General features: G+C 70.1%; 22 protein-coding genes. 17 read left to right on the forward strand and 5 right to left on the reverse strand.

The genetic code is table 11. The features are described 5' to 3' along the window. Positions 1-117: 117 nt before the first annotated feature. The 3 genes from FHR97_RS14610 to FHR97_RS14620 are packed head-to-tail and all read right to left on the reverse strand — an operon-like array spanning position 118 to position 3,002. Positions 118-1,422, reverse strand: a complete 1,305-nt coding sequence (locus FHR97_RS14610; RefSeq protein ID WP_183384532.1) for a TRAP transporter large permease — start codon at positions 1,420-1,422, stop codon at positions 118-120. Continuing rightward, the gene (locus FHR97_RS14615; RefSeq protein ID WP_183384533.1) at positions 1,423-1,983 is read right to left on the reverse strand and encodes a TRAP transporter small permease; all 561 of its coding nucleotides are present in this window, start codon (positions 1,981-1,983) and stop codon (positions 1,423-1,425) included. Then, a complete protein-coding gene (locus tag FHR97_RS14620) occupies positions 1,980-3,002 on the reverse strand; it encodes a TRAP transporter substrate-binding protein (RefSeq protein WP_183384534.1) in 1,023 nt (340 codons plus the stop codon). Before FHR97_RS14620 ends, FHR97_RS14615 begins: the two co-directional genes overlap by 4 nt. A 311-nt stretch (positions 3,003-3,313) precedes the next feature. On the opposite strand from FHR97_RS14620, the gene FHR97_RS14625 reads away from it, so the two are divergent. The 4 genes from FHR97_RS14625 to FHR97_RS14640 all read left to right on the forward strand — a co-directional run bounded on the left by FHR97_RS14625 (position 3,314) and on the right by FHR97_RS14640 (position 7,433). Beyond that, a complete protein-coding gene (locus FHR97_RS14625) occupies positions 3,314-4,267 on the forward strand; it encodes a GlxA family transcriptional regulator (RefSeq protein WP_183384535.1) in 954 nt (317 codons plus the stop codon). A gap of 107 nt (positions 4,268-4,374) precedes the next feature. Continuing rightward, positions 4,375-4,749 carry a Rieske (2Fe-2S) protein gene (locus FHR97_RS14630; RefSeq protein ID WP_183384536.1) on the forward strand — a complete coding sequence of 125 codons (375 nt, stop codon included), beginning with the start codon at positions 4,375-4,377 and terminating at the stop codon, positions 4,747-4,749. Between the two features lie 104 nt (positions 4,750-4,853). Beyond that, positions 4,854-6,080: a TauD/TfdA family dioxygenase gene (locus FHR97_RS14635; protein ID WP_183384537.1), complete on the forward strand. Its 1,227-nt coding sequence runs from the start codon at positions 4,854-4,856 to the stop codon at positions 6,078-6,080. Positions 6,081-6,104: 24 nt separating this feature from the next. Then, positions 6,105-7,433: an MFS transporter gene (locus FHR97_RS14640; RefSeq protein ID WP_183384538.1), complete on the forward strand. Its 1,329-nt coding sequence runs from the start codon at positions 6,105-6,107 to the stop codon at positions 7,431-7,433. A gap of 4 nt (positions 7,434-7,437) precedes the next feature. Here FHR97_RS14640 and FHR97_RS14645 read toward each other — a convergent pair whose 3' ends face one another. Continuing rightward, positions 7,438-8,457 carry a GlxA family transcriptional regulator gene (locus FHR97_RS14645; RefSeq protein WP_183384539.1) on the reverse strand — a complete coding sequence of 340 codons (1,020 nt, stop codon included), beginning with the start codon at positions 8,455-8,457 and terminating at the stop codon, positions 7,438-7,440. Between the two features lie 125 nt (positions 8,458-8,582). On the opposite strand from FHR97_RS14645, the gene tmpA reads away from it, so the two are divergent. The 12 genes from tmpA (at position 8,583) to FHR97_RS14705 (ending at position 20,303) form a co-directional block, all read left to right on the forward strand. Then, positions 8,583-9,719 carry a 2-trimethylaminoethylphosphonate dioxygenase gene (gene tmpA / locus FHR97_RS14650; protein ID WP_183384540.1) on the forward strand — a complete coding sequence of 379 codons (1,137 nt, stop codon included), beginning with the start codon at positions 8,583-8,585 and terminating at the stop codon, positions 9,717-9,719. Further along, positions 9,716-10,303 (forward strand): HD domain-containing protein, encoded by a 588-nt coding sequence (locus tag FHR97_RS14655; RefSeq protein ID WP_183384541.1) that lies wholly within the window; start codon positions 9,716-9,718, stop codon positions 10,301-10,303. The genes tmpA and FHR97_RS14655 overlap by 4 nt, the downstream gene beginning before the upstream one ends. Next, positions 10,300-11,898 (forward strand): 5-guanidino-2-oxopentanoate decarboxylase, encoded by a 1,599-nt coding sequence (locus tag FHR97_RS14660; protein ID WP_183384542.1) that lies wholly within the window; start codon positions 10,300-10,302, stop codon positions 11,896-11,898. The genes FHR97_RS14655 and FHR97_RS14660 overlap by 4 nt, the downstream gene beginning before the upstream one ends. A 36-nt stretch (positions 11,899-11,934) precedes the next feature. Continuing rightward, a complete protein-coding gene (locus FHR97_RS14665; RefSeq protein WP_183384543.1) occupies positions 11,935-13,128 on the forward strand; it encodes a pyridoxal phosphate-dependent aminotransferase in 1,194 nt (397 codons plus the stop codon). 7 nt (positions 13,129-13,135) lie between these two features. Further along, the gene (locus FHR97_RS14670) at positions 13,136-13,939 is read left to right on the forward strand and encodes an ATP-binding cassette domain-containing protein (protein ID WP_183384544.1); all 804 of its coding nucleotides are present in this window, start codon (positions 13,136-13,138) and stop codon (positions 13,937-13,939) included. A gap of 49 nt (positions 13,940-13,988) precedes the next feature. Then, positions 13,989-14,756, forward strand: coding sequence for a transporter substrate-binding domain-containing protein (locus FHR97_RS14675; protein ID WP_183384545.1), 768 nt, complete (start codon positions 13,989-13,991; stop codon positions 14,754-14,756). Positions 14,757-14,840: 84 nt separating this feature from the next. Further along, positions 14,841-15,554, forward strand: coding sequence for an ABC transporter permease (locus FHR97_RS14680; RefSeq protein WP_183384546.1), 714 nt, complete (start codon positions 14,841-14,843; stop codon positions 15,552-15,554). A 1-nt stretch (position 15,555) separates the two neighbouring features. Next, complete coding sequence (locus FHR97_RS14685) at positions 15,556-16,308, forward strand: ABC transporter permease (protein ID WP_183384547.1); 753 nt, start codon at positions 15,556-15,558, stop codon at positions 16,306-16,308. Then, positions 16,296-17,738 (forward strand): aldehyde dehydrogenase family protein, encoded by a 1,443-nt coding sequence (locus FHR97_RS14690; protein ID WP_183384548.1) that lies wholly within the window; start codon positions 16,296-16,298, stop codon positions 17,736-17,738. Before FHR97_RS14685 ends, FHR97_RS14690 begins: the two co-directional genes overlap by 13 nt. A gap of 373 nt (positions 17,739-18,111) precedes the next feature. Further along, positions 18,112-18,423 carry a heavy-metal-associated domain-containing protein gene (locus FHR97_RS14695; protein WP_221187815.1) on the forward strand — a complete coding sequence of 104 codons (312 nt, stop codon included), beginning with the start codon at positions 18,112-18,114 and terminating at the stop codon, positions 18,421-18,423. A gap of 11 nt (positions 18,424-18,434) precedes the next feature. Then, on the forward strand, positions 18,435-19,319 hold the full coding sequence (locus tag FHR97_RS14700; protein ID WP_183384549.1) for a transporter: 885 nt from the start codon (positions 18,435-18,437) through the stop codon (positions 19,317-19,319). A gap of 12 nt (positions 19,320-19,331) precedes the next feature. Continuing rightward, the gene (locus tag FHR97_RS14705; RefSeq protein WP_183384550.1) at positions 19,332-20,303 is read left to right on the forward strand and encodes an NHL repeat-containing protein; all 972 of its coding nucleotides are present in this window, start codon (positions 19,332-19,334) and stop codon (positions 20,301-20,303) included. Between the two features lie 29 nt (positions 20,304-20,332). On the opposite strand, the gene FHR97_RS14710 is transcribed toward FHR97_RS14705, so the two are convergent. Then, positions 20,333-20,662 (reverse strand): cupin domain-containing protein, encoded by a 330-nt coding sequence (locus tag FHR97_RS14710; RefSeq protein WP_246404039.1) that lies wholly within the window; start codon positions 20,660-20,662, stop codon positions 20,333-20,335. Positions 20,663-20,737: 75 nt separating this feature from the next. On the opposite strand from FHR97_RS14710, the gene FHR97_RS14715 reads away from it, so the two are divergent. Further along, on the forward strand, positions 20,738-21,463 hold the full coding sequence (locus FHR97_RS14715; RefSeq protein ID WP_246404041.1) for a TetR/AcrR family transcriptional regulator: 726 nt from the start codon (positions 20,738-20,740) through the stop codon (positions 21,461-21,463). Positions 21,464-21,951 lie beyond the last annotated feature (488 nt).

Consider the following 21,951-nt stretch of genomic DNA (forward strand, 5'->3'; position numbering starts at 1 on the left):
TCATGATGACCGGCCCCTGGCGTCACGGCAAGGCGAGATTGCCCGCCACGGGCCTTCCCGGCTCCCCACCGGATGCGCCACCTGGCGTCGAGACCCGTTGGGGCCCATTCGCTCCCGCTATCCCGACAGTACGGTCGGCAACCAGAGCACGATGCCGGGCCACAGGCTGATGATCAGTGCGGCGAGGCACATCAAGACGAAGAACGGTGCCGCCGCCAGGGCCACGCGGCCGATGCTTTCGCCGGTCAGCCCCTGCAGCACGAAGAGGTTGAAGCCCACCGGCGGGGTGATCTGTCCCAGTTCCACCATGATCACCAGGAAGACGCCGAACCACAGCGGGTCGTAGCCGGCCTGGACGATGATCGGCAGGGTGATGGGCAGGCTCATCACGGTGATCGAGATGCCGTCCAGGAACAATCCCAGCAACACGTAGAACAGCGCCATGGCGAGCAGCAGGGCCACCGGCGAGAAGGCCTGGTCGGCGATCCAGCCGGCCAGTTCGCTCGGCAGGTGCAGGTAGCCCATGGCAGTCGAGAGCAGCGCCGCGGCCACCAGCAGGCTGCACACCATCACCGCGCTGATCAACGCGCCGCGCAGCGCCTCGATGAACAGCGAAATCGTCAGCTGGCGTTCCCACAGCAGCAGCACCAGGGTGGCGGCGCAGCCTACGGCCGCGGCCTCCGAGGGCGTGGCGATGCCGCTGTAGATGGCGCCGATGACGATCACGATCAGCCCCAGCACGGGCGCCAGGTCACACAGCGCCTGAAAAACGCCGGTGCCGGTGTCCTCGGTCTTGGGGGCCACGCTGGGGTCGAGCAGGCTGCGCAGGGCCACGTAGCCGACGTACAGGGCCGCGATCACGAGTCCCGGCAGCACGCCGGCCATGAACAGCTTGCTGATCGAGACCTCGGCCTGCACGCCGTAGACGATCATCACGATCGAGGGCGGGATCAGCAGCCCCAGGCTGCCGGCGCCGGCCAGCGAGCCGATCGACAGGCTGCGGTCGTAGCGGCGCTGGGCCAGCTCGCGGGTGGTGATCTTGCCGATGGTGGCGGTGGTGGCGGCGCTCGAGCCGCTGACCGCGGCGAACAGCGTGCAGCCCAGCACGTTGGTGTGCAGGATACCGCCGGGCAGGCGGCGGGTGAGCGGCGTCAGGCCGCGGAACAGCCGCTCGGAGATGTCGGAGCGGAAGATCAGCTCGCCCATCAGGATGAACAGCGGGATCGCCGAGAGCTCCCAGCTGTTGGCGGCGCGGAACAGGATCTTGGAGAGGATCAGGCCGATGCGGTTGGCGTCGAAGTCTCCCAGCCCCCACAGCGAGAGCATGGCGACGATGACCAGGCCGGCGAAGACCCAGCTGCCCAGCGCGAGCACACCGAGCAGCAGGCTGATGACGCCGGCGCCGACGAGTAGCGTTTCCATTCAGGCGTCTCCGCTATCGAAGGCGTGGCGCTGCACCAGGATGCGCAGCGAGCGGACGACGAGCACCAGGCACAGCAGGTAGAGGCCGATCAGCACCGTCCCTTGAGGAAGCCACAGGGGCGTCTGGGCCAGGGTCTCGCTGACGATGCCACGCTCAAAGCTGCGCTGCACGGCCAAGGTCCAGTAGCGGGCCAGCCAGCCGAAGGCGAGCAGCGCCGAGACACTGGCGAGGAGCTCGAGCGGCCAGCGCCAGGACTGGGGCAACCGCTTGAGCACCAACGCCACGCGGATCAGCCCGCCCTGCTCAAGGGCATAGGGCAGGCCGAGGAAGGTCATCGTCGCCACGCCGTAGCCGATGTATTCGTCGAGGATGAAGGTCGAGTGGCCGAACAGGCGCAGGCCGATCTCGAGCAGGATATGGCCGAGCATGTAGACCACCAGCAGCATGGCCAGCCCGGCGCCCAGCGACGCCAGGACGCTGGACAGCCGGCCGAGGGCATCGACCACGAGGGTGGCGACGCCGGGGAAGGCGGCGCCGTCACGGCGATGCTGTGAACTCATTGGCCACTCTCTTGGCGGCTCTCCTGGTGGAACGCCTCCAGGATACGGGTGGCGCGCTCGCCGGTGCTCTCGACCCAGTCGTCGACCACGGGCTGGGCCGCCTGCTCGAGGCCGTCGTGGAACTCGGCCGGCACCGGATCGTGGATGCTGACGCCGTGTTCCTCGAGCTCGGTGTAGTTCTGCGCCACGCGTTCCTTCACGACCTCCCAGTTGTGGGCGTCCGTCTCCTCGGCGGCCTGGAGGATCGCCTGCTGGTTCTCCTCGCTCAGCTCGCGGAAGGCGTCGCGGTTCATGTGCACCATGTTGAGCGGCACGGCGTACTGGATGGCGTTGAAGTCGCTCAGGTGTTCCCAGAAGCTGCCGTTGGCGCCGGCCTCGGCGGAGGTGAGCACCGCCTCGATGCCGCCGGTGGCGAGCTGGGGCACCACATCGGCCCAGGAGAGCTTCACCGGGGAGGCGCCGGCGCTCACCAGGGTGGCGGTGCCGTTGCGGTCATAGCTGCGGATCTTGAGGTCCTCGAGCGCTGCCATGCTGGTGACGGGACCCTCGGACCAGATACCGCTGGCCGGCCAGGGCGAGGCGTAGAGCAGGATCTGGTCGTTGTCCTCGAAGACCTTTTCGTATTCCGGCCGGGCGATCTCGTAGAGGCGGCGGGCGGTTTCGACATCGTCCGCCACGAAGGGCAGCGACGACAGCAGGAAGATGGAGTCGATGCCGCCCAGGGTGCCGGAGAGGCTGTCGGCGATCTGCACGGCGTTGTCGGCCACGGCGTAGAAGTGATCCCCGGAGCGGAAGCCCAGCGCGCCGCCGGTGTGCAGGGTGATGTCGACGTCGCCGTCGGTCAGTTCGTCGACGCGCTCGATGAACCAGGCGTCGCCCTGGGCATGGATCGAGCCGGCGTTGTATTCGTTGGAGAAGTCCATGCTGGCCGAGTGGGCGGGCAGGGAGGCGGCGACCAGGCCAAGGGCCAACAGGGGAAACGCCGCAACGGCGAACGGTGGGCGAGAGGTGCCAGGCATCGACAGGTTCCTTTTCTGATTGTGATCGTTTGCCTATTCAGCATCCTTAAATCCGCCGTAGCGTTGGGATGCCGTTGCGACCCCCGAGTGCCCGGATACGACGCGACGGGCACCGCGACCGAGCCATCGCGCCCGGGAGGCGGTCGGGTCGCCATGCCGGGTCGCCTCCCCCGGCCGACGTCAAACCATCCGTGTCGTTCGTCACCTGGCGACGCGCCTGTCCGACGTTGCAACGCCTCCCGTAGCTTCTACAATCGTGGCCTCGAGTCGCGGCGCCGCCGCGCGACCCTTGCCCCCGGATCACGGACTTCATGCGACTCCATCCCCCCGTCCCCGCGCCGGAACGGATCGGCTTCCTGCTCCTGCCCCGCTTCGCCATGGTGGCCTTCTTCTCGGCCATCGAGCCGCTGCGCATCGCCAACCGCATCAGTGGCCGGCCCCTCTTCCGGTGGGACGTGATCAGCCGCGACGGCGAGCCGGTGATGGCCTCCAACGGCATGACGCTGTCGGCGACCTGCGCCATGGCCGAGGCCCCGCCGTCCCCCAGCCTGGCGGTGTGCGCCAGCTTCGAGCCCGAGGCCGCTATCGATGACACCCTGCTCGACTGGCTGCGCGAGCGGGCCGCCGCGGGCTGCCTGCTCGGCGGCGTGGACACCGGCTGTTTCGTGCTCGCCGCCGCCGGGGTGCTCGAGGACCAGACGGTGACCCTGCACTGGGAGTCCCTGCCCGAGTTCCGCGCCCGCTTCCCGTGCATCGACGCCGTGGAATCGCTCTACGAGATCACCCCCGAGGGCTTCTCCTGCGCCGGCGGCAGTTCGGCCATCGACATGAGCCTCGACCTGATCCGCCGCCGTCACGGCGACGACCTGGCCGGCCAGGTCCGCGACCAGCTGCTCCACGACCAGGGACGCCGGCCGGCCAGCCGCCAGCGCGACCCGGCCACCCCCGACGACCCGGTCCTGAATCGCGCCATCGCCCTGATGGAAGCCAACCTGGAGACGCCGCTGGGCATCCGCGAGCTGGCCGCCGAACTCGACCTCTCCTGGCGGCGACTCGACCGGCTCTTCGCCCGCCACCTGGGCACCTCGCCGCAGCATGCCTACCTGGCACGCCGCCTGGACCACGCCCATCGGCTGCTGCGCGAGACTCGCCACAGCGTCATGGACATCGCCCTGGCCTGCGGCTTCGCCTCCGCCTCGAGCTTCACCCGCGCCTTCCGGCGCCGCCATGGCGTCACCCCGAGCGCGCTGCGACAGCGTCCCTGAGCGACGCCTCGACTGCCTGACGCCCCGGCACCGGGGGATGTTGACAGGTCCGCCGGCAACCGGTTTCATTTGAAACCAAATAGTCGCTCACGTCCCTGGAGACCCTGATGCCTCAGTCCTGGCAGCAATATCGCAGCGCCCCCTCCCCCGGTACTCGCGTGGTCGAGGCCGACGCCCTGCCCGAGCAGGGCCACCTGAGCGTGACCGTGGAGAGCGACCGCGGCCGATTCCCGCTGCTGGTGATACGCCTCGGCGACGGCGCACTCAAGGCCTACGTCAATGCCTGCCCCCACCAGTTCCTGCCCCTCGACCAGCGCGGCGACCGGCTGCTGAGCGAGGACGGCGAGCAGCTGCGCTGCACCAACCACGATGCCGCCTTCGCGACCCGCAGCGGGGAAGGCGTGGGCGGCCTGGGCCTGGGCTGTGCCCTGGACCCGGTCCCCGTGCGCCTGACGGACGGCTGGCTGGTGATCGGCGACTGAGCCCACCTGTCGAATCGTGCACAGTCGGCGTCGAATCCTGTCGCGAGGCCTTTCTCTTCCGCTGGCATCCTGAGCCCGTTCCCACGTCGTTCAGGAGATGCCCCATGACCGAGACCGCCCTGCCGTTGACGCCCGACTACGACGCCTGGCCGATCGACGCCGACCTCGACGCCGTCTCCTTCACGCCGCGCCTGGTGACGGTGCGCTGGAGCGACGGGCGCGTCAGCCGCTATCACGGCGTCTGGCTGCGCGAGAACGCCGCCGACGAGACCACCGTCAACTCGGCGACCCGGGAGCGGATCCTCGATCTCTCCACCCTGCCCGCCTGGCCGGCAATCGCCGGCGCCGAGATCGACGCCGCCGGCGCCCTGTGCGTGGCCTTCGCCCCCGAGGACCGGCGCCTGCGCTTCCACCCCGGCTGGCTGCGCGCCCACGACTACGACAATGCCGCCGATCCCGAGACGCCGCTGGTACCGGTGACGACCTGGCGGGGTGGGCCCGAGGAAGGCCCGGACACCCTCGATGCCACAGGCCTGCTCGATACCGCCCCCGACGGCGAGGTCGAGGAGGCGATCCTCGCCCCGGCGCTGGAGAGCGTGCTCGGCAAGGGCCTCGTGCGGCTGCGTGGCCTGCCCACCGAGCCCGGCTCGCTGGAGGCCATCGCCCGGCGCATCGGCCCGGTGCGGCCCACCAACTTCGGCCAGCTGTTCGACGTCAAGGCCAAGCCGGATCCCGACTCCAATGCCTATACCGCCATCGCCCTGCCGCCCCACGTCGACCTGCCGACCCGGGAGTATCACCCGGGCCTGCAGATGCTGCACTGCCTGGAGAACGGCGTGGCGGGCGGCCAGGCGGTGATGCTCGACGGCTTCGCCGTGGCCGAGGCCTTGCGCGACCGCCACCCCGAGGCCTGGGCCACCCTGACCCGGGTGCGCTGGTGCTACGCCAACACCGCCAGGACTACCGACTACGTGTGGCTCGCGCCGATGATCCGACTCGACGCCCGGGGCGAACTGCTCGAGGTGCGCATCGCCGACTTCCTGCGCGGCCCCCTGCAGACCGCCTTCGAGGACGTCGAGCCGGCCTATGAGGCGCTGATGACCCTGCAGCGCCTGCTGCGCGACCCGGCCTTCGCCATCCGCTTCACCTACCGGCCCGGCGACCTGGTGATCTTCGACAACCGTCGCCTGCTGCATGCCCGGGACGCCTTCGAGGGCGCAAGCGGCCACCGCTGGCTGCAGGGCTGCTACATGGAGCGTGACGAGATCCGCTCGCGCTACCGCATGATCCGGCGCGCCCGGCGTCGCCGGCGGCTGACCGCCGGGACCTGAGGCCCATCCCCCGCAGGAGGCGCCATGACCGCTCCCGCCCAGACACCCGCCACCACCATCTCCGCGGCCTGGAGCCTCTGGGCACTGCTGCTGGGCGTCGGCCTGCTGATGCTGGGTAACGGCCTGCAGGGCAGCCTGCTCGGCGTGCGCGCCGCCGAGGAGGCCTTCGGCAACACCGTCACCGGCCTGGTCATGTCGGCCTACTTCGTCGGCTTCCTGGCCGGCTCGACCCTGACGCCGCGCAAGCTGCGCCAGGTCGGCCATATCCGGGTGTTCGCGGCCCTGGCCTCGATCACCTCCGTGGCCATCCTGGTGCATGTGCTGTTCATCGATCCCTGGGTCTGGGCGGCCATGCGCCTGGTCACCGGCTTCGCCTATGCCGGGCTCTACGTGGTCACCGAGAGCTGGCTCAACGGTCACGCCGGCAACCACCTGCGCGGCCGGCTGCTGGCCTTCTACATGGTGATCAGCTACCTGGGGATGGGCGGCGGCCAGCTGCTGCTCAACGTCGCCGACCCGAGCGGTGTGGTGCTCTTCCTGATCGTCTCGATCCTGATGTCGTTGGCGCTGGTGCCGATCCTGCTCAGCTACACGCCTCAGCCGGACATCAGTCAGCCGGAGGCCATGAGCCTGCGGCGCCTGTACCGGTTGGCGCCACTGGGCACCCTGGGCTGCCTGCTGACCGGCATCGCCAACGGCAGCGTCTTCGGCATGGGGGCGGTATTCGCCACCGGCAGCGGCCTGGCGGTGGATCAGGTCGCCGCCTTCATGGGCGCTTTCATCCTCGGCGGCGCCCTGCTGCAGTGGCCGCTGGGCAAGCTCTCGGACAAGACCGACCGCCGGGTGGTGATCGTGGCGGTGGCCGCGCTGGCGACGGTCCTGTCGCTGGTCGGCCTGCTGTTGGGCCGGGGCGACGCCCTGCCGCTGACGCTGCTCGGCGTGCTGCTCGGCGGCACCACCCTGACCCTCTATTCGCTGCTGCTGGCCTGTGCCAACGATGCCCTCACGCCGTCGCAGACCCTGGCGGCGAGCAGCAGCCTGGTGCTGGCACTGGGGATCGGCGCCATCCTCGGCCCGCTGACCACCGGGCTGTTGATGGATGCCATCGGGCCCGACGGCTTCCTCTGGGACCTGGCGCTGATCCATGCCGCCATCGTCGTCTTCGGTGGCTACTGCCTGGTGCGTCGCCCCGCGACCGACGTCGAGGAGCACGGGCACTACGTGGCGGTACCCGCCGGCACCGCGCCGCTGGGTGCCACCTGGGTCGAGGAGGCCGCCAGCGAGCCCACCCAACTGGAATTCGAACTGAGCGAGCCACCTACCGAGGCGCCGCCGAACGGGTCGGCCGGCTGAACGCTCATCCCGGCCCCCGGGCCGCCGTCTCCCGCGGCGACTCCGCGAAGCGCGCCCGATAGGCCCGGGAGAAGTGCGCCGGGTGCTGGAAGCCGGTCGCCATCGCCGCCTCGGTCACCCGGCAGTGGCTGCCGGCCAGCAACCGCTGGGCCCGGTCGAGGCGCATGCCCAGATAGCATTGCTTGGGGGTCTCGCCGAAGTGTGCCAGGAACAGCCGCGTGAGCTGCCGCTGGGACTGGCCCGCCAGCCGGCAGATCTCGGGGATCGGCAACGCCTGGGCCAGGTTGGCCTCCATCGCCGCCAGGCTCTTGACCACGCTGCGCGGCAGGCCCGCGAGATGCGCCTGCCGGTCGTCCCCGGACGGCTCGTCGTGGCGATGGTGCACCAGCTGACGGCCCACGGCGTTGGCCAGCGCCGGGCCATAGTCCCGCGCGATGCGATCCAGCATCATGTCGATCCCGGTGGTACCACCGGCGCCGGTCTGGCGGGTGGGATCGGCCTCGAACCGCTCGCGGCTGACCCGCAGCCGGGGAAACTCCCGGCGGAAGGCCGGCACGCTCTCCCAGTGCAGGGCCACCCGATGCCCCTCCAGCACCCCGGCCCGCGCCAGGATGAAGGGCGCGGTATCCAGCCCCCCGAGCCAGCCGCCATGGGCCGCCACGCGGCGCAGCACCGCCCGGTCCTGGGCGGTGACCGCGGCCTCGGCCTCATAGGACGACACCACCATCAGGCTGGCGTCGTCGGGCACCGTGGCGAGCTGGCCATCCACCTCGATGCGCACGCCGTTGCTGGCGACCACCCCCTCGCCGTCCACCGAGCGGAGTCGCCAGGCGAAGAGGTCACGACCGAAGCGATTGGCCACCCGCAACGGCTCCAGCATGCAGAACAGGGTCAGCATCGAGAACTTGGGCACCAGCCACACATCCAGGGTGTGCTCCGCCTGTTCGGGAGACAGCAAAGGGGGGGAATCGGGACGGGGATAGGGCCAAGCCTCGGGATAGCCATCGCTCACGGCCAAATTCATCAACTTTATGGCGAATTTACGCAAATCATAGCCCCGGGGTGACGTTAGGGTAAAGCCGGTCACGTCATCGGCGCCGCTGATCACGACCCCACAACGTCCCCTGCATGACTCGGAGATCCATCGCCATGACCGCAAGCGGCAAGCCACGGCTGTCCCCCGACGGGCAGCGCCTGAGCCTCGACCTCGATGATCAGACCCGCGAGTTCGCGGCCCTGTGGCTGCGCGAGCGGACGCCCGACACCGAGACCCTGGACCCGCGCACCGGTCAGCGCCTGATCGAGGCCGCCGACCTGCCCCTGAACCTCGCCCTGGAACATGCCGCACTCGATGGTGACGCCCTGGCGCTGCGCTTCAGCGACGGTCACGCCGCACACTTTCCGCTCGCCGAACTGCGCGCCGACACCGATGCCCGCGACACGATCGTCCCGGGCCGTACCCTGTGGGATTCCCGACTGGCCGAGCCGCCCCGTACCGACTTCGCGGCCGCCCTGGACGACGACGCCGCCCTGCTCGAGATGCTCGAGGGCCTGCACCGCCACGGCTTCGTGCTGGTCTCCGGCGTGCCCAGCGACGAGGACGGCATGCAGGCGCTGATCGACCGCATCGGGCCGCTGCGGCGCACCAACTGGGGCGGCATCGCCGACGTCAAGTCGGTGGCCGACGCCTATGACCTGACCATGACCCAGCGCGGCCTGGAGCCGCATACCGACAACCCCTATCGCGACCCGATTCCCGGCTATATCTGGCTGCATTGCCTGACCAACGCCGCCGCGGGCGGCGACAACACCCTGGTCGATGGCTATCGCGCGGCCCAGTTGCTTCGCGAGCGCGACCCGGCGGCCTTCGACTGCCTGACCCGGGTCTCGCCGGGGTTCCGCTACCGCGACGACACCACCTGGCTGGAGAGCGAGGGGCCGCTGATCGAGCTCGACGGCCGAGGCCAGGTAGTGCGGGTGCGCTACTCCAACCGCACCGAACGCGTCGACGCCCTGCCCGCCGAGGAGCTTGCCCGCTACTATGCCGCGCGACGCGCCTTCTATGCGCTGATCACCTCCGAGGAGCTCACCGTGCATCTCAAGCTCGACCCGGGCCAGATGCTGATCATGGACAACTATCGCCTGCTGCACGGCCGCCGCGCCTACGAGCTGGCCGGCGGCGTGCGCCACCTGCGCCAGGGCTACGTGGATCGCGACAGCACCGCCAGCCGCCGCCTGGTGCTGCGCCGGCAACTGGCCGAACCCCGCATGGAGGAGACGGCATGAACCAGGCCCGCTTCCGCCACTTCGGCGAGGCACAGCGCGACGACTGGGCGCTGATCGACGATCGCTTCCGCGACTACATCGCCGACGCCCCGCGCCGCGTGCTCGCCCACCTCGACCGGCTGGCCGGCGACACCCACGGCTACCCGGTGGACCGCTACACGCACAGCCTGCAGACCGCCACCCGGGCGCTGCGCGACGGCGCCGACGAGGAGATGGTGGTCTGCGCCCTGCTCCACGACATCGGCGACGACCTGGCCCCGGCCAACCATGCCGAGATCGCCGCGGCCATCCTCGAGCCCTTCGTCGATCCGCTCAATGCCTGGATGATCCGCCATCACGAGCTCTTCCAGGGCTACCATTACCGCCACTATTTCGGCCTGGATCGCCACGCCCGGGCGCAGTTCCGCGACCATCCCGCCTATGCCCGCACGGTGCGCTTCTGCGACGCCTGGGACCAGGCCAGCTTCGACCCCGACTACGACACCCTGCCGCTCGACCACTTCGTGCCGATGGTCGAGCGCGTCCTGGGACGCACGCCCTTCGGCGGCCTGCCGGCGATCCTCGAGGAGACCGACACCCCATGACCTGTGCCCAGCGACTGATCGAGCTGCTCGAGGCCCACGGCGTCGATACCGCCTTCGGCATCCCCGGCGTGCACACCATCGAGCTGTATCGCGCCCTGGGCGACAGCGGCCTGACCCACGTCACGCCACGCCACGAGCAGGGCGCCGGCTTCATGGCCGACGGCTACGCCCGGGCCAGCGGCAAGCCGGCGGCCTGCTTCATCATCTCCGGCCCCGGCATGACCAACATCGCCACCGCCATGGGCCAGGCACTGGCCGACTCGGTGCCGATGCTGGTGATCTCCAGCGTCAACCGGCGCGACACCCTGGGCCGCGGCCAGGGCCGGCTGCACGAGATGCCCCGCCAGGGCGAGACGCTCGCCGGGGTCAGCGTGTTCAGCCACACCCTGCACGACCCGGCGGCACTGCCCGAGGTGCTGGCCCGCGCCTTCGCGGTGTTCGCCTCCGCCCGCCCGGGACCCGTGCACATCGAGATCCCGCTCGAGGTGATGGCCGCGCCAGCGCCCGAGTCGCCGACCGCCGCCTCGGCGCGGGTCTTCCCGCCGGCCCCGGCTCCCGAGGCCCTGGCCCTGGCCGGCGACTGGCTGGCCGCGGCCGAGCGCCCGCTGGTGCTGCTCGGCGGCGGCACCGCCGCCGCCCCGGCGTCGGCCCGGGCGCTGGTCGAGCGCCTCGACGCCCCGGCCTTCACCACCATCAACGCCAAGGGCGTGCTGGGCCTCGACCACCCGCTCGATCTGGGCGCCACCATGAGCCTGCCCGCGGCGCGGCGCCTGGCCGCCGAGGCCGACGTGGTCCTGGCGCTGGGCACCGAGCTCGGCGAGACCGACTACGACCTGGTCTTCGACGAGGGCTTCCGTCTCGACGGCCGGCTGATCCGTGTCGACATCGACCCCCAGCAGCTGGGTCGCAACCAGGCCGCCGACCTGGCGCTGCTCGCCGAGGCCGGCCAGGCGATGCGCGGCCTGCTCGAGCGCCTGCCTGGCGAAAGCGACCGCGATGGTGCCGGCCGTGCCGCCGCCGTGCGCGGCGACCTCGTGCTCGCCGAGGATCCGGAGCTCGCCCCCTATGTACCGCTCTACGCCACCCTGCGCGAGGCGCTGCCCGAGGCGATCGTGGTCGGCGACTCCACCGGCCCGGTCTATGCCGGCAACTTCCTGGCCTCAATGCCGGCCCCGCGGCGCTGGTTCAACGCCGCCACCGGCTTCGGCACCCTCGGCTATGGCCTGCCCGCCGCGCTGGGCGCCGCGTTGGCTCGGCCGGAGCAGCCGGTGGTCGCCCTGGTCGGCGACGGCGGGCTGCAGTTCGTGCTCGGCGAGCTCGGCACCGCCCGCGACCTGGGCCGGCCGGTGGCGCTGGTGATCTGGAACAACGATGGCTACGACGAGATCCGCCGCTACATGTCGCTGAGCGAGGTACCGCACCTGGGCGTCGACCTGGCCGCCCCGGACTTCCGCGCCCTGGCCGAGGCCTACGCCTGCCGCCACCAGGGCGTGACCGACCCGGCGAGCCTGCACGACGCCCTGACCCGCCTCGACGAGGCCCAGAGCCCGTTGATCATCGAGGTCGATGCCGCCGCCTGGGCCCAGGCGCTTTGAGCGCAACGGACGAGACGACGACTGAGGACCCCTGATATGCGATTTTCCCGACTGACCGACCGTATCGCCGGCGAGGGCGCCGCGGCCTGGGACATCCACAACCGGGCCCTGGCGCGCCAGGCCGCCGGCGAGGACATCACCGTGCTCTCGGTAGGTGACCCGGACTTCGACACCCCGGCGGCGATCGTCGAGGGCGCGGTAGCCAGCCTGCGCGCCGGCGCCACCCACTACCCCGACGTCCAGGGCAAGCGGGCCCTGCGTGAGGCCATCGCCGAGCGCTACCGGGCCCGCGGCGTGGACGTCACCCCGGACAACCTGATCGTCATGGCCGGCGCCCAGTGCGGTCTGTATGCCGCCGCCCAGTGCCTGCTCGACCCCGGCGACGAGGTGATCGTCCCCGAGCCGAGCTATGTCACCTACGAGGCGGTGCTGCAATCGACCGGCGCGAGCATGGTGCGCATCCCCCTGCGCGGCGACGCCGGCTTTCGCCTGGATCCGGCCGACCTCGAGGCGGCGATCACCCCGCGCACCCGGGCGATCCTGCTCAACAGCCCCCACAACCCCACCGGCCAGTTGATCGACGCCGAGGCCTGGGCCGCCATCGCCGCCCTGTGCCGGCGCCACGACCTGTGGCTGATCTCCGACGAGGTCTACGCCGAGCTGATCTTCGAGGGCGAGCATGTCTGCGCCGCGAGCCTGCCCGACATGGCCAGCCGCAGCGTGGTGGTCGACAGCCTCTCCAAGTCCCACGCCATGACCGGCTGGCGGCTGGGCTGGGTACTGGGCCCCGAGGCCCTGATCGACCACCTGGGTAACCTGGCGCTGTGCATGCTCTACGGCTGCCCGGACTTCATCCAGGACGCTGCCCGCGACGCCCTGCGTCAGCCCCTGCCCGAGCTCGACGCCATGCGCGAGAGCTACCGGGGCCGCCGCGACGCCGTGGTCGCCGCGCTCGCCGACTGCCCGGCGGTGGAGGTCGTCACGTCGGCGGCCGGCATGTTCCTGATGGTCGACGTGCGCGCCACCGGGCTGTCCTCCCAGGCCTTCGCCGACCGCCTGCTCGACGAGCAGGGCGTCTCGGTGCTCTCCGGCGAGGCCTTCGGCCCCTCCGCCGCCGGCTTCGTGCGCTTGAGCCTCACCGTCGAGGAGGCACGCCTCGCCGCGGCCTGCCGACGGCTGGCCCGCGTCGCCGAGGACGCCCGCGCCGATTCCCTTTCCACCATCGCATGAGTCGCCTATGACATCATCGAACCAAGCCCCCTCCCCCGACGCCTCCCACCGCCTGGCGGTGGAGGTCCAGCACCTCGTCAAGCGCTACGGCGACCTCGAGGTGCTGCGCGACGTCTCCCTCGAGGTGCCCGAGGGCAGCGTCACCTCGATCATCGGCGCCAGCGGCTCCGGCAAGAGCACCCTGCTGCGCTGTCTCAACCTGCTGGAACGCCCCGACCAGGGCGACCTGGCGATTGCGGATGAGGCGATCCGTTTCGACCGCAATCCCCAGGGCGACATCGTCGGCCTCGACCGGCGCCAGCTGCAGCGGCTGCGCGCCAAGGTCAGCATGGTCTTCCAGCAGTTCAACCTCTGGCCCCACTTCACGGTGCTGGGCAACGTCAGCGAGGCGCCGATGCGCGTCCAGGGGCTGTCGAAGCGACGCGCCATCGAGCACGCCGACTACTACCTGGAGCGGGTCGGCATGGCCGACAAGCGCGACGGCTACCCGGCCTACCTGTCCGGCGGGCAGCAGCAGCGGGTGGCCATCGCCCGGGCACTGGCCATGGAGCCGCGCCTGCTGCTCTTCGACGAGCCCACCTCGGCGCTCGACCCGGAGCGGGTCAGCGAGGTGCTCGGCGTGATCCGCAACCTGGCCGCCGAGGGCCGCACCATGGTGCTGGTCACCCACGAGATGGCCTTCGCCCGCGAGGTCTCCGACCAGGTGGTGTTCCTCGACCGCGGCTTCGTCGGCGAGGCCGGCTCGCCAGGAGAAGTGTTCGAAGAGAGCCGGGACCCGCGCTGCCGGCGCTTCGTGGCCCCGGCGGCCTGATCCGCCGCTTCCTTTCCCGGCACGACACGACAATAGCAAGGAGAACTGCATGAACCGTCCCCTGATCACCCTCGTCGGCGCGGCCGTCCCGGGCCTGTCCGCCACCGCCCAGGCCGCCGAGCCCCTGAAGATCGGCATCTCCGCCGAGCCCTACCCACCCTTCACCTACACGTCCTCCGCGGGCGAGTGGACCGGCTTCGAGGTCGAGCTGGGCATGGCCATCTGCGAGGCCATGGGGCGTGCCTGCGAGATCACCCCCACCGGCTGGAGCGGCATCATCCCCTCGCTCAAGGCCGGGCGCATCGACATGATCATGAACTCCATGTCGATCACCGAGGCGCGCCAGCGGGTCATCGACTTCAGCGAGCCCTACTACTTCACCCCGGGGGCGTTCGTGGCCGCCGACGATCTCGAGCTGGGCGGCCCCGACGACCTCGGCGGCCAGGTGCTCGGCGTGCAGGCCGCCACCACCAACGCCACCTACGCGCGCCGCGCCCTGCGCGACAGCGTCGACGACATCCGGCTCTACGACCAGGCCGAGCAGGTCAACCGCGACCTGCTGTCCGGCCGCCTGGACGTGATCCTCGCCGACGAGATCGCCATGACCGAATTCCTCGAGCGCGACGAGGCCGAGGGCTTCGAGATCAAGGCCACCGCGCCGCGACACGCCGCCTACGGCGAGGGCGTGGGCATCGGCATCCGCCAGGACGACGACGCCCTCGAGGCCGATCTCAACGCGGCCATCGCCAAGGTCCGCGAGGACGGCACCTGCGGCGCGCTGTCGGAGGACTACTTCGGCACCGACATCTGCACCTGATCCCGGTCCTCGACGACGCTCGTCCGGCAGGCGGTCCCGACCGCCTGCCGGCCTCGCCCTGTCTCATCAAGGACACGACTGCCCATGAACAAGGTTTCCCAAGAGGGACTGCTCGACTGGGCCGGCCCCATCCTCCAGGGCGCCCTCACGACCCTCGAGATCGCCGTGCTGGCCTATGCCATCGGCCTGCTGCTGGGGCTGCTCGGCGCCAGCGCCCGGCTCAGCCCCTGGGCCCCGCTGCGCGGCCTGGCCACCGCCTACTCCACCGCGGTACGGGCGGTCCCCGAGCTGCTGCTGATCATCCTGCTCTACTACGCCGGCTCCCAGGCACTCACCGCCCTGACCAACGCCCTGGGGCTGCCCGGCCAGGTCGCCATCAACGGCTTCGTCACCGCCGTGGGCGTGCTGGCCTTCGTCCAGGGCGCCTACATGACCGAGGTGCTGCGCGGCGCCATCCTGGCCATCCCCCGGGGTCAACTCGAGGCCGCCGACGCCTTCGGCTTCTCGGCCTGGACCCGTTTCCATCGCATCGTCGTCCCCGCCATGCTGCCCAACGCCCTGCCCGGGATGTCCAACCTGTGGCTGATCCTGATCAAGGACACCGCCCTGATCAGCGTGATCGGCTTCAGCGAGCTGTTCTTCACCATCCAGCAGGCCGCCGCCAGCACCCGCGCCCACTTCCTGTTCTACGCCGCCGCCGGCGTCATCTACCTGGCGATGACGCTGTCGTCCACGGCGCTGTTCACGCGCCTGGAACGCCGCGTGCGGCGCGGCCAACCGCTGCGCGAGGAGGCCTGACATGGATTTTTCCTGGCTCCGGGACTCCTTCTATCAGGAGTACCTGATCGAAGGCTTCGTCAACACCCTCTGGCTGCTCGCCGTCTCCGCCGTCGGCGGCCTTCTGCTGGCCGTGGCGGTGGCCATGGCACGCATCAAGGGCCCGCGCCCGCTGGCCTGGGTCGCCCAGGGCTTCACCACGGTGATGCGCGGCACCCCGCTGCTGGTGCAGCTGTTCTTCTTCTACTACGGGGTCGGCCGGCTGCTGGAGGGCATCCCCGGCGTGCAGGACAGCGTGATCTGGCCGCTGCTGCGCGACCCGTTCTTCTACGGCGCCCTGACCTTCATCCTCAGCGTCGGCGCCTACTCCGGCGAGGTGCTGCGCGGGGCCCTGATAAGCGTGCCCCCGGGCGAGCGCGAGGCGGGCCGCGCCTTCGGCATGAGCCCCTTCCAGGTCTTCGCCCGGCTGTGGCTGCCGCGGGCCGTCCAGCTGTGCCTGCCGACCCTGACCGGCGAGATGATCCTGCTGCTCAAGTCGGTGCCGCTGGTCTCCACCATCGCCCTGATGGACCTGCTGCAGGCCGCCAACATCATTCGCGACGAGACCTTTCTGGTCTACGAGCCGCTGATGCTGATCGCCGGCATCTACCTGGCCATGACGGTGGTGCTGACCCTGGTGCTGCGCCAGGTGGAGCGCCACTTCCCCGGCATGCAGCCGACGCGCCGCCGCTGGCGGCCCCTTCGTCGAGTCGAGACCGCCACATGCAAGCATTGACCCATCATTTCATCGACAACCGCTGGGTGGCGAGCCGCGGCGAGCGCCGCCTGCCGGTCACCGATCCCTACCGCGAGAGCGTCATCGCCGAGGTCTCAGCCGGCTCGCCCGCGGACGTCGATGCCGCCGTGACCGCCGCCCGGCGTGCCCTGCCCGGCTGGCGTTCGCTCGGTGGCGCGGCGCGCGGCGCCTATCTGGACGCCCTGGCCGATGCCCTGGAAGCGCGCCGCGGGGAGCTCGAGGCGCTGTCCAGCCGCAACAACGGCAAGCCGCGGGCCGAGGCCGAGCAGGACCTCAGCGATGCCATCGCCTGCTACCGCCACTATGCCGGCGAGGCCCGGGCCCTGGACGCCCGCCAGGGCGAGGCCGTGGCCACCGGCGAGGCGGGCCTGGTGTCGCGCCGCTACCGGGACCCGGCCGGCGTGGCCGGGCTGATCACGCCCTGGAACTTCCCGCTGGTCAGCAGTGCCTGGAAGCTGGCCCCGGCGCTGGCCGCCGGCTGCACGGTGGTGTTCAAGCCCTCCGAGGTCACGCCGCTGCCCGAGCAGGCGCTGGCCGAGATCGCCCTGGCGATCGACCTGCCGGCCGGCGTGTTCAACCTGGTCCACGGCGACGGCGAGGGCGTCGGCGCGCCGCTGACCGCCCATCGCGGCGTCGACAAGCTCTCCTTCACCGGCAGCAACCCGGTGGGCGAGGCGGTGATGGCCGCCGCCGCCCGGGGCATCCGCAACGTCTCCCTGGAGCTCGGCGGCAAGTCACCGATACTCGTCACCGAGGACGCCGACCTCGACCTGGCGGCGGAGCTGGTGCTGGCCGGCTTCTGCTACAACACCGGCCAGATGTGCTCGGCCACCTCGCGACTGCTGGTCCACGCGGCCGTCGCCGAGGCCCTGCATGCCCGGCTGGACGCGGCCATCGCCGCGCTGGTGGCCGGCGATCCGCGGGACGCGACTACCACCCTGGGCCCGCTGGTCAACGCCGCCCAGCGCGACCGGGTGGCCGGCTACCTGGCGGCGGCCGAGGCCGAGGGGCTCGTGCCCACCACGGCGGAGGCGATCGCCCTGCCCGACCACGGCCACTTCGTCACCCCGCGGGTGTTCCGCGACGTGCCGACCGACAGCCGTTTGTGGCGCGAGGAGATCTTCGGCCCGGTGCTCTGCTCGCGGACCGTCCGCGACGACGACGAGGCGGTGGCGCTGGCCAACGACAGCGACTTCGGCCTGGCCGCCAGCGTGGTCGCCGGCGACCCGGCGCGGGCCGAGGCCCTGGCGGCCCGGCTCACCGCCGGCAACGTCTGGTGCAACACCCACCAGGTGGCCCCGCCGGGACTCGGCTGGGGCGGCATGAGGGGCAGCGGCATCGGCCGCGAGCTCGGCCGCGCCGGCCTCGCGGCCTATCTCGAGACCCGCTACGTCACCCGGCCGGCCTGAGCGGCAGGCCCGACCGGGGGGCGCCCCGATGCGATGGGGCTTGACTCGGCCCTCGGATCCTCGCCCCTACCGTGCAGGGAGGCGATGGTGACGCTCGGCATCGGGACTTGCCCTCGTACTCGACTACGGACTTAAGCTTGAATCAGCGATGACCTGGCTGCGAAGGAGACACCGCCATGCCGGGGCAGGACACGGGGCCGGGGCGCCCTGGCCACGGGCGGACTGGCCAATTTCGACGACCGGGGCCTCATCAAGCTGGTTGACCATGGTGGAAGGGCTCAAGCTCTGCACCCAGACGTTCCGCCAGGATGTCTCACGGCAATCCTGCTGTGCAGGGTGACGCTGCAGGGGCATCACGCCCCGGGGAGGACACATGCACCAACGCTTCCGTCGGCCGATGCTGGTCGTCATCATTATGCTTCTTGCGGCATCGGCATATGCCGCAGGGCCCCGCTACCGCCTCGAGGTCGACGGCCTGGCCTGCCCCTTCTGCGCCTACGGCATCGAGAAACAGCTCCTGGCGCTCGACGGGGTGGCAGGGATCGAGATCGATATTGCCGAAGGTGCGGTGATCGTCACCATGCAGGAAGACCGGATGCTCGAGGAGTCTCGGGCGGTCCAGGCCGTCGACCGGGCCGGTTTCACCCTGGGTGACTTCACGGCGCTCGACGCCGACACCCCCTGAGGTGGCCCGCCATGCCCATCCTTGCATCCGCTCACCCGGTGGTCTGGCTGGTGTTCCTGGCGCTCCTGCTGCCCACCGTGGCGCAGGGGGGCGCCCAGACCTTCGGCACCGCCCTGCCGGTGGCGGAGGGCAATGGCGTGCTGCGCCAGCAGTTCCTCCATCGCGAGGCCGGCGGCGACGGGCGCGAGCTGGCGGTCAGCGGCGGGGTCACCCTGCTCGGCTACGGCGCCAGCCGCGACCTGACCCTCTTCGGCGCCCTGCCCTACCTGGACAAGCGCCTCACGGCCGACGGCATCCGGCGCGGTAGCGAAGGCCTCGGGGACCTTAGGCTATGGGCACGCTACACCCTCTATCGCGACGACGCCCCCGGCCGGACCCTGCGCATCGCCCCTTACCTGGGCCTCGAGACGCCCACGGGGCGGGACGATGACCGCGATGCCCTGGGGCGCCTGCCGCGCCCCCTGCAGCCGGGCTCCGGCTCCTGGGACCCCTTCGTCGGGGTGGTGGCCACCTACCAGACCCTGGACGTCGAGTTCGACGCCCAGTTCGCCTACCAGGTCAATACCGAGGCCGAGGGCTTCGCCTTCGGCGACATGGCCCGACTGGATGGCGCCGCCCAGTACCGGCTCTGGCCCAGAGTGCTGTCCGGCGGTGTCCCCGGCTTTCTCTACGGCGTCCTGGAGGCGAACCTGATCCACCGGGACCCCGATGAACTCCATGGGGAGGCGACCCCCGATTCTGGGGGCACCCGGCTGCTGCTGGCCCCCGGGCTGCAATACGTCACCCGGCGCTGGGTGATCGAGGGCATCATCCAACTGCCCATCGTGCGGGACCTCGACGGCTCGGCGCCGGAGGACGATGCCATCCTGCGTGCCGGTGTTCGTTTCAACTTCTAGGGAGGTCGCGCCATGGTTCGCTCGCTGATCCTCGTCGTCCTGGGCCTAGCGCTGCTGGTGATGCTGGCCTTTGCCGCCTTCGTGCCCTCGGCCCAGGGACCGGGGCATGAATTCGTCACCGCCTGGGGGCAACCGGGCGACGGCCCCGGGGAGTTCGACGACCCCACCGGCATCGCGGTGACCGAGGACGAGGTGTTCGTCGCCGACGCCCGCAACGGGCGCATCCAGGTCTTCGACCATGCCGGCCGATTCCGTCACGAGTTCGGCACGCCCGGCGCGGCCCCCGGCGAGCTCGGCCGCCCCATGAACCTGAGCATCCATGCCGGTCGGCTCTACGTGGCCGACTACTTCAACGACCGCGTCCAGGCCTTCGCCCTCGACGGCACACCGCTGCGCACCTTCGGCGAGGCCGGCGACGGACCGGGCCGCATCGATGCTCCGGGAGGCGTCGACGTGGCGCCCGACGGTGATGTGATCGTCGTGGACTTCTACAACCACCGCGTCCAGCGCCTCGCCCCGGACGGCACCTTCGTGCGCCAGTGGGGCAGCACGGGAGAGAGCGGAAGTGCGGCCGGCGAGTTCGGCTATCCCACCGATGTGGCCGTAGCCGACGACGGCACCCTCTACGTGGCCGACGGCTACAACGACCGGGTCCAGGCCTTCGGGCCGGACGGTGACTTCCTGACCAAGTGGGGCGGGCCCTTCGCCCGCAACGTCCACGGCCCCTTCAACGGCTGGTTCGCCACCGTCACCGGCATCGCCGTGGGGCCGGCGGGGCGGGTCTTCGTGGCCGACTTCTATAACGATCGCATCCAGGTCTTCTCGGCGGAGGGGGACTTCCTCGGCGCCTTCGGCGAGACCGGCCAGGGTCCCGGCCGCTTCCGCCACCCCATCGCCGTGGACGTGGCCCCGGACGGCAGCGTCTTCGTCGCCGACTTCGGCAACGAACGCGTCCAGAAGTGGCGGCCGCGTCGCGAGGAGTGACGGAGCTAGGCCAGCCCGCTCAGGGCCTTCTAGTTGCCCGGATAGAGGGCATAGCCGAACAGCGCCCGGCCGCCGTAGACCAGCTCGGTGCCCTCGGGGATCCACAGCATCTGGCCGGGTGTCACCCTATGGGTCTCGCCGGCGGCGGTGACCTCGAGCTCGCCCTCGATGACGAAGATCACCTCGTCGTAGAGCACCCTCCAGGCCACCTCGGCGCCCTCCCAGTGGGCGAAGCCGGCACCGATCACCAGCCAGCCGGCGGTCTCGCGACTATTGAGGCGACGCGCCGGTGCCGGGGCATCGAGCAGCTGATACCAGCCGTTGCACTTATCGTCACGGGGAATCGTGGCTTGTGACATCCTGGACCTCCGCCGCACCGGGCGTGCCCGGCGGTTCGGAATAAGGCGGCGCCCGTTGGGCGCCGCGAGATGTACATGAAATCGACGCAAGTGTACTCTCCACTCCTGGTCAGCGCTTTTCCTGCCGCGCTGCGTTCCCGGACCGGAGAAATCATCTCGATGCCATACGCCGATCACCATGACACCAAATGGAAAGGCTCCCGCGATGCCTGGCTGGATGCAGCCTTCGCGCTGCTGCTCGAGTCCGGCGTGGATAGCGTGAAGGTGCTGCCGCTGGCCAAACGGCTCAATGTCTCACGCACCAGCTTCTACTGGTTCTTCAAGGACCGCGAGGCACTGCTGCATGCCTTGATCGAACGCTGGCGCGAGAAGAACACACCAGGCCTGGTCCACCAGACCGGGGCCTATGCCGAGAGCATCGCAGAGGCGATTCTCAACGTCTTCGATTGCTGGCTGAACGCCGGGCTGTTCGACTCGCAGCTGGAGTTTGCGATACGCAGCTGGGCGTTGCAGTCTGACGAGGTATCCCGGGAGATCGAAGCCGCCGACGAGACGCGCATCGAGGCGCTGACGCGGATGTTCGTGGAACACGGATACGACCCTCTGGCAGCCAACGTTCGAGGACGCACCATCTACCTCACCCAGATCGGCTATATCTCGATGAATACCCAGGAAGCGCTCGAGACTCGTATGCGGCGTATTCCCGCCTATGTCGAGATCTTCACCGGGCAAGCGCCGCAACCGCACGAACTGCGTCGGTTTTACGCCCGGCATGGTTATGAGCCGGAAGGTGACGGTTAGTACTGCAGCTGTACGGTAACTGTCATCTCATTAACGGCCACCAGGGCTGGCTACTGCCGACAGTGGTACCGCCAAGCCCGATACTGATGCTTTCGTCAACAAACCGACCAATGCAACGCATGTGACAAGGCCTGCTGTCCTTGCCATCACCCTATCGCTCGGGGAGTGTCCACTGCTGCCGGGCAAGATCACACCGAAGAACAGCCTTTACTTTGGTATTAAACGCCTTGATCTTGCCCAACCTCTTGGTCTGTTCATGGACGCCCCCTCCGGCAGACCGCCGAAGTAGCGGAAGGCCTCGTCCTGCGCAGGTACTCTCACCGCTCCGTACCGACCGCCGGCTGAGCCGACACGGTAACCCTCCGAGAACAGCAGGATACTTGGACATAACCAGTCCAGGTGATTTCTGATGATTGGCAATGGCTGTCCATTATCTATCTGTTTTTAAAAGAGATATTTCAGGGTTGGCGAACAATCAGCAGACGCTA

This window comes from Halomonas stenophila (assembly GCF_014192275.1).
Lineage (GTDB): Bacteria > Pseudomonadota > Gammaproteobacteria > Pseudomonadales > Halomonadaceae > Halomonas > Halomonas stenophila.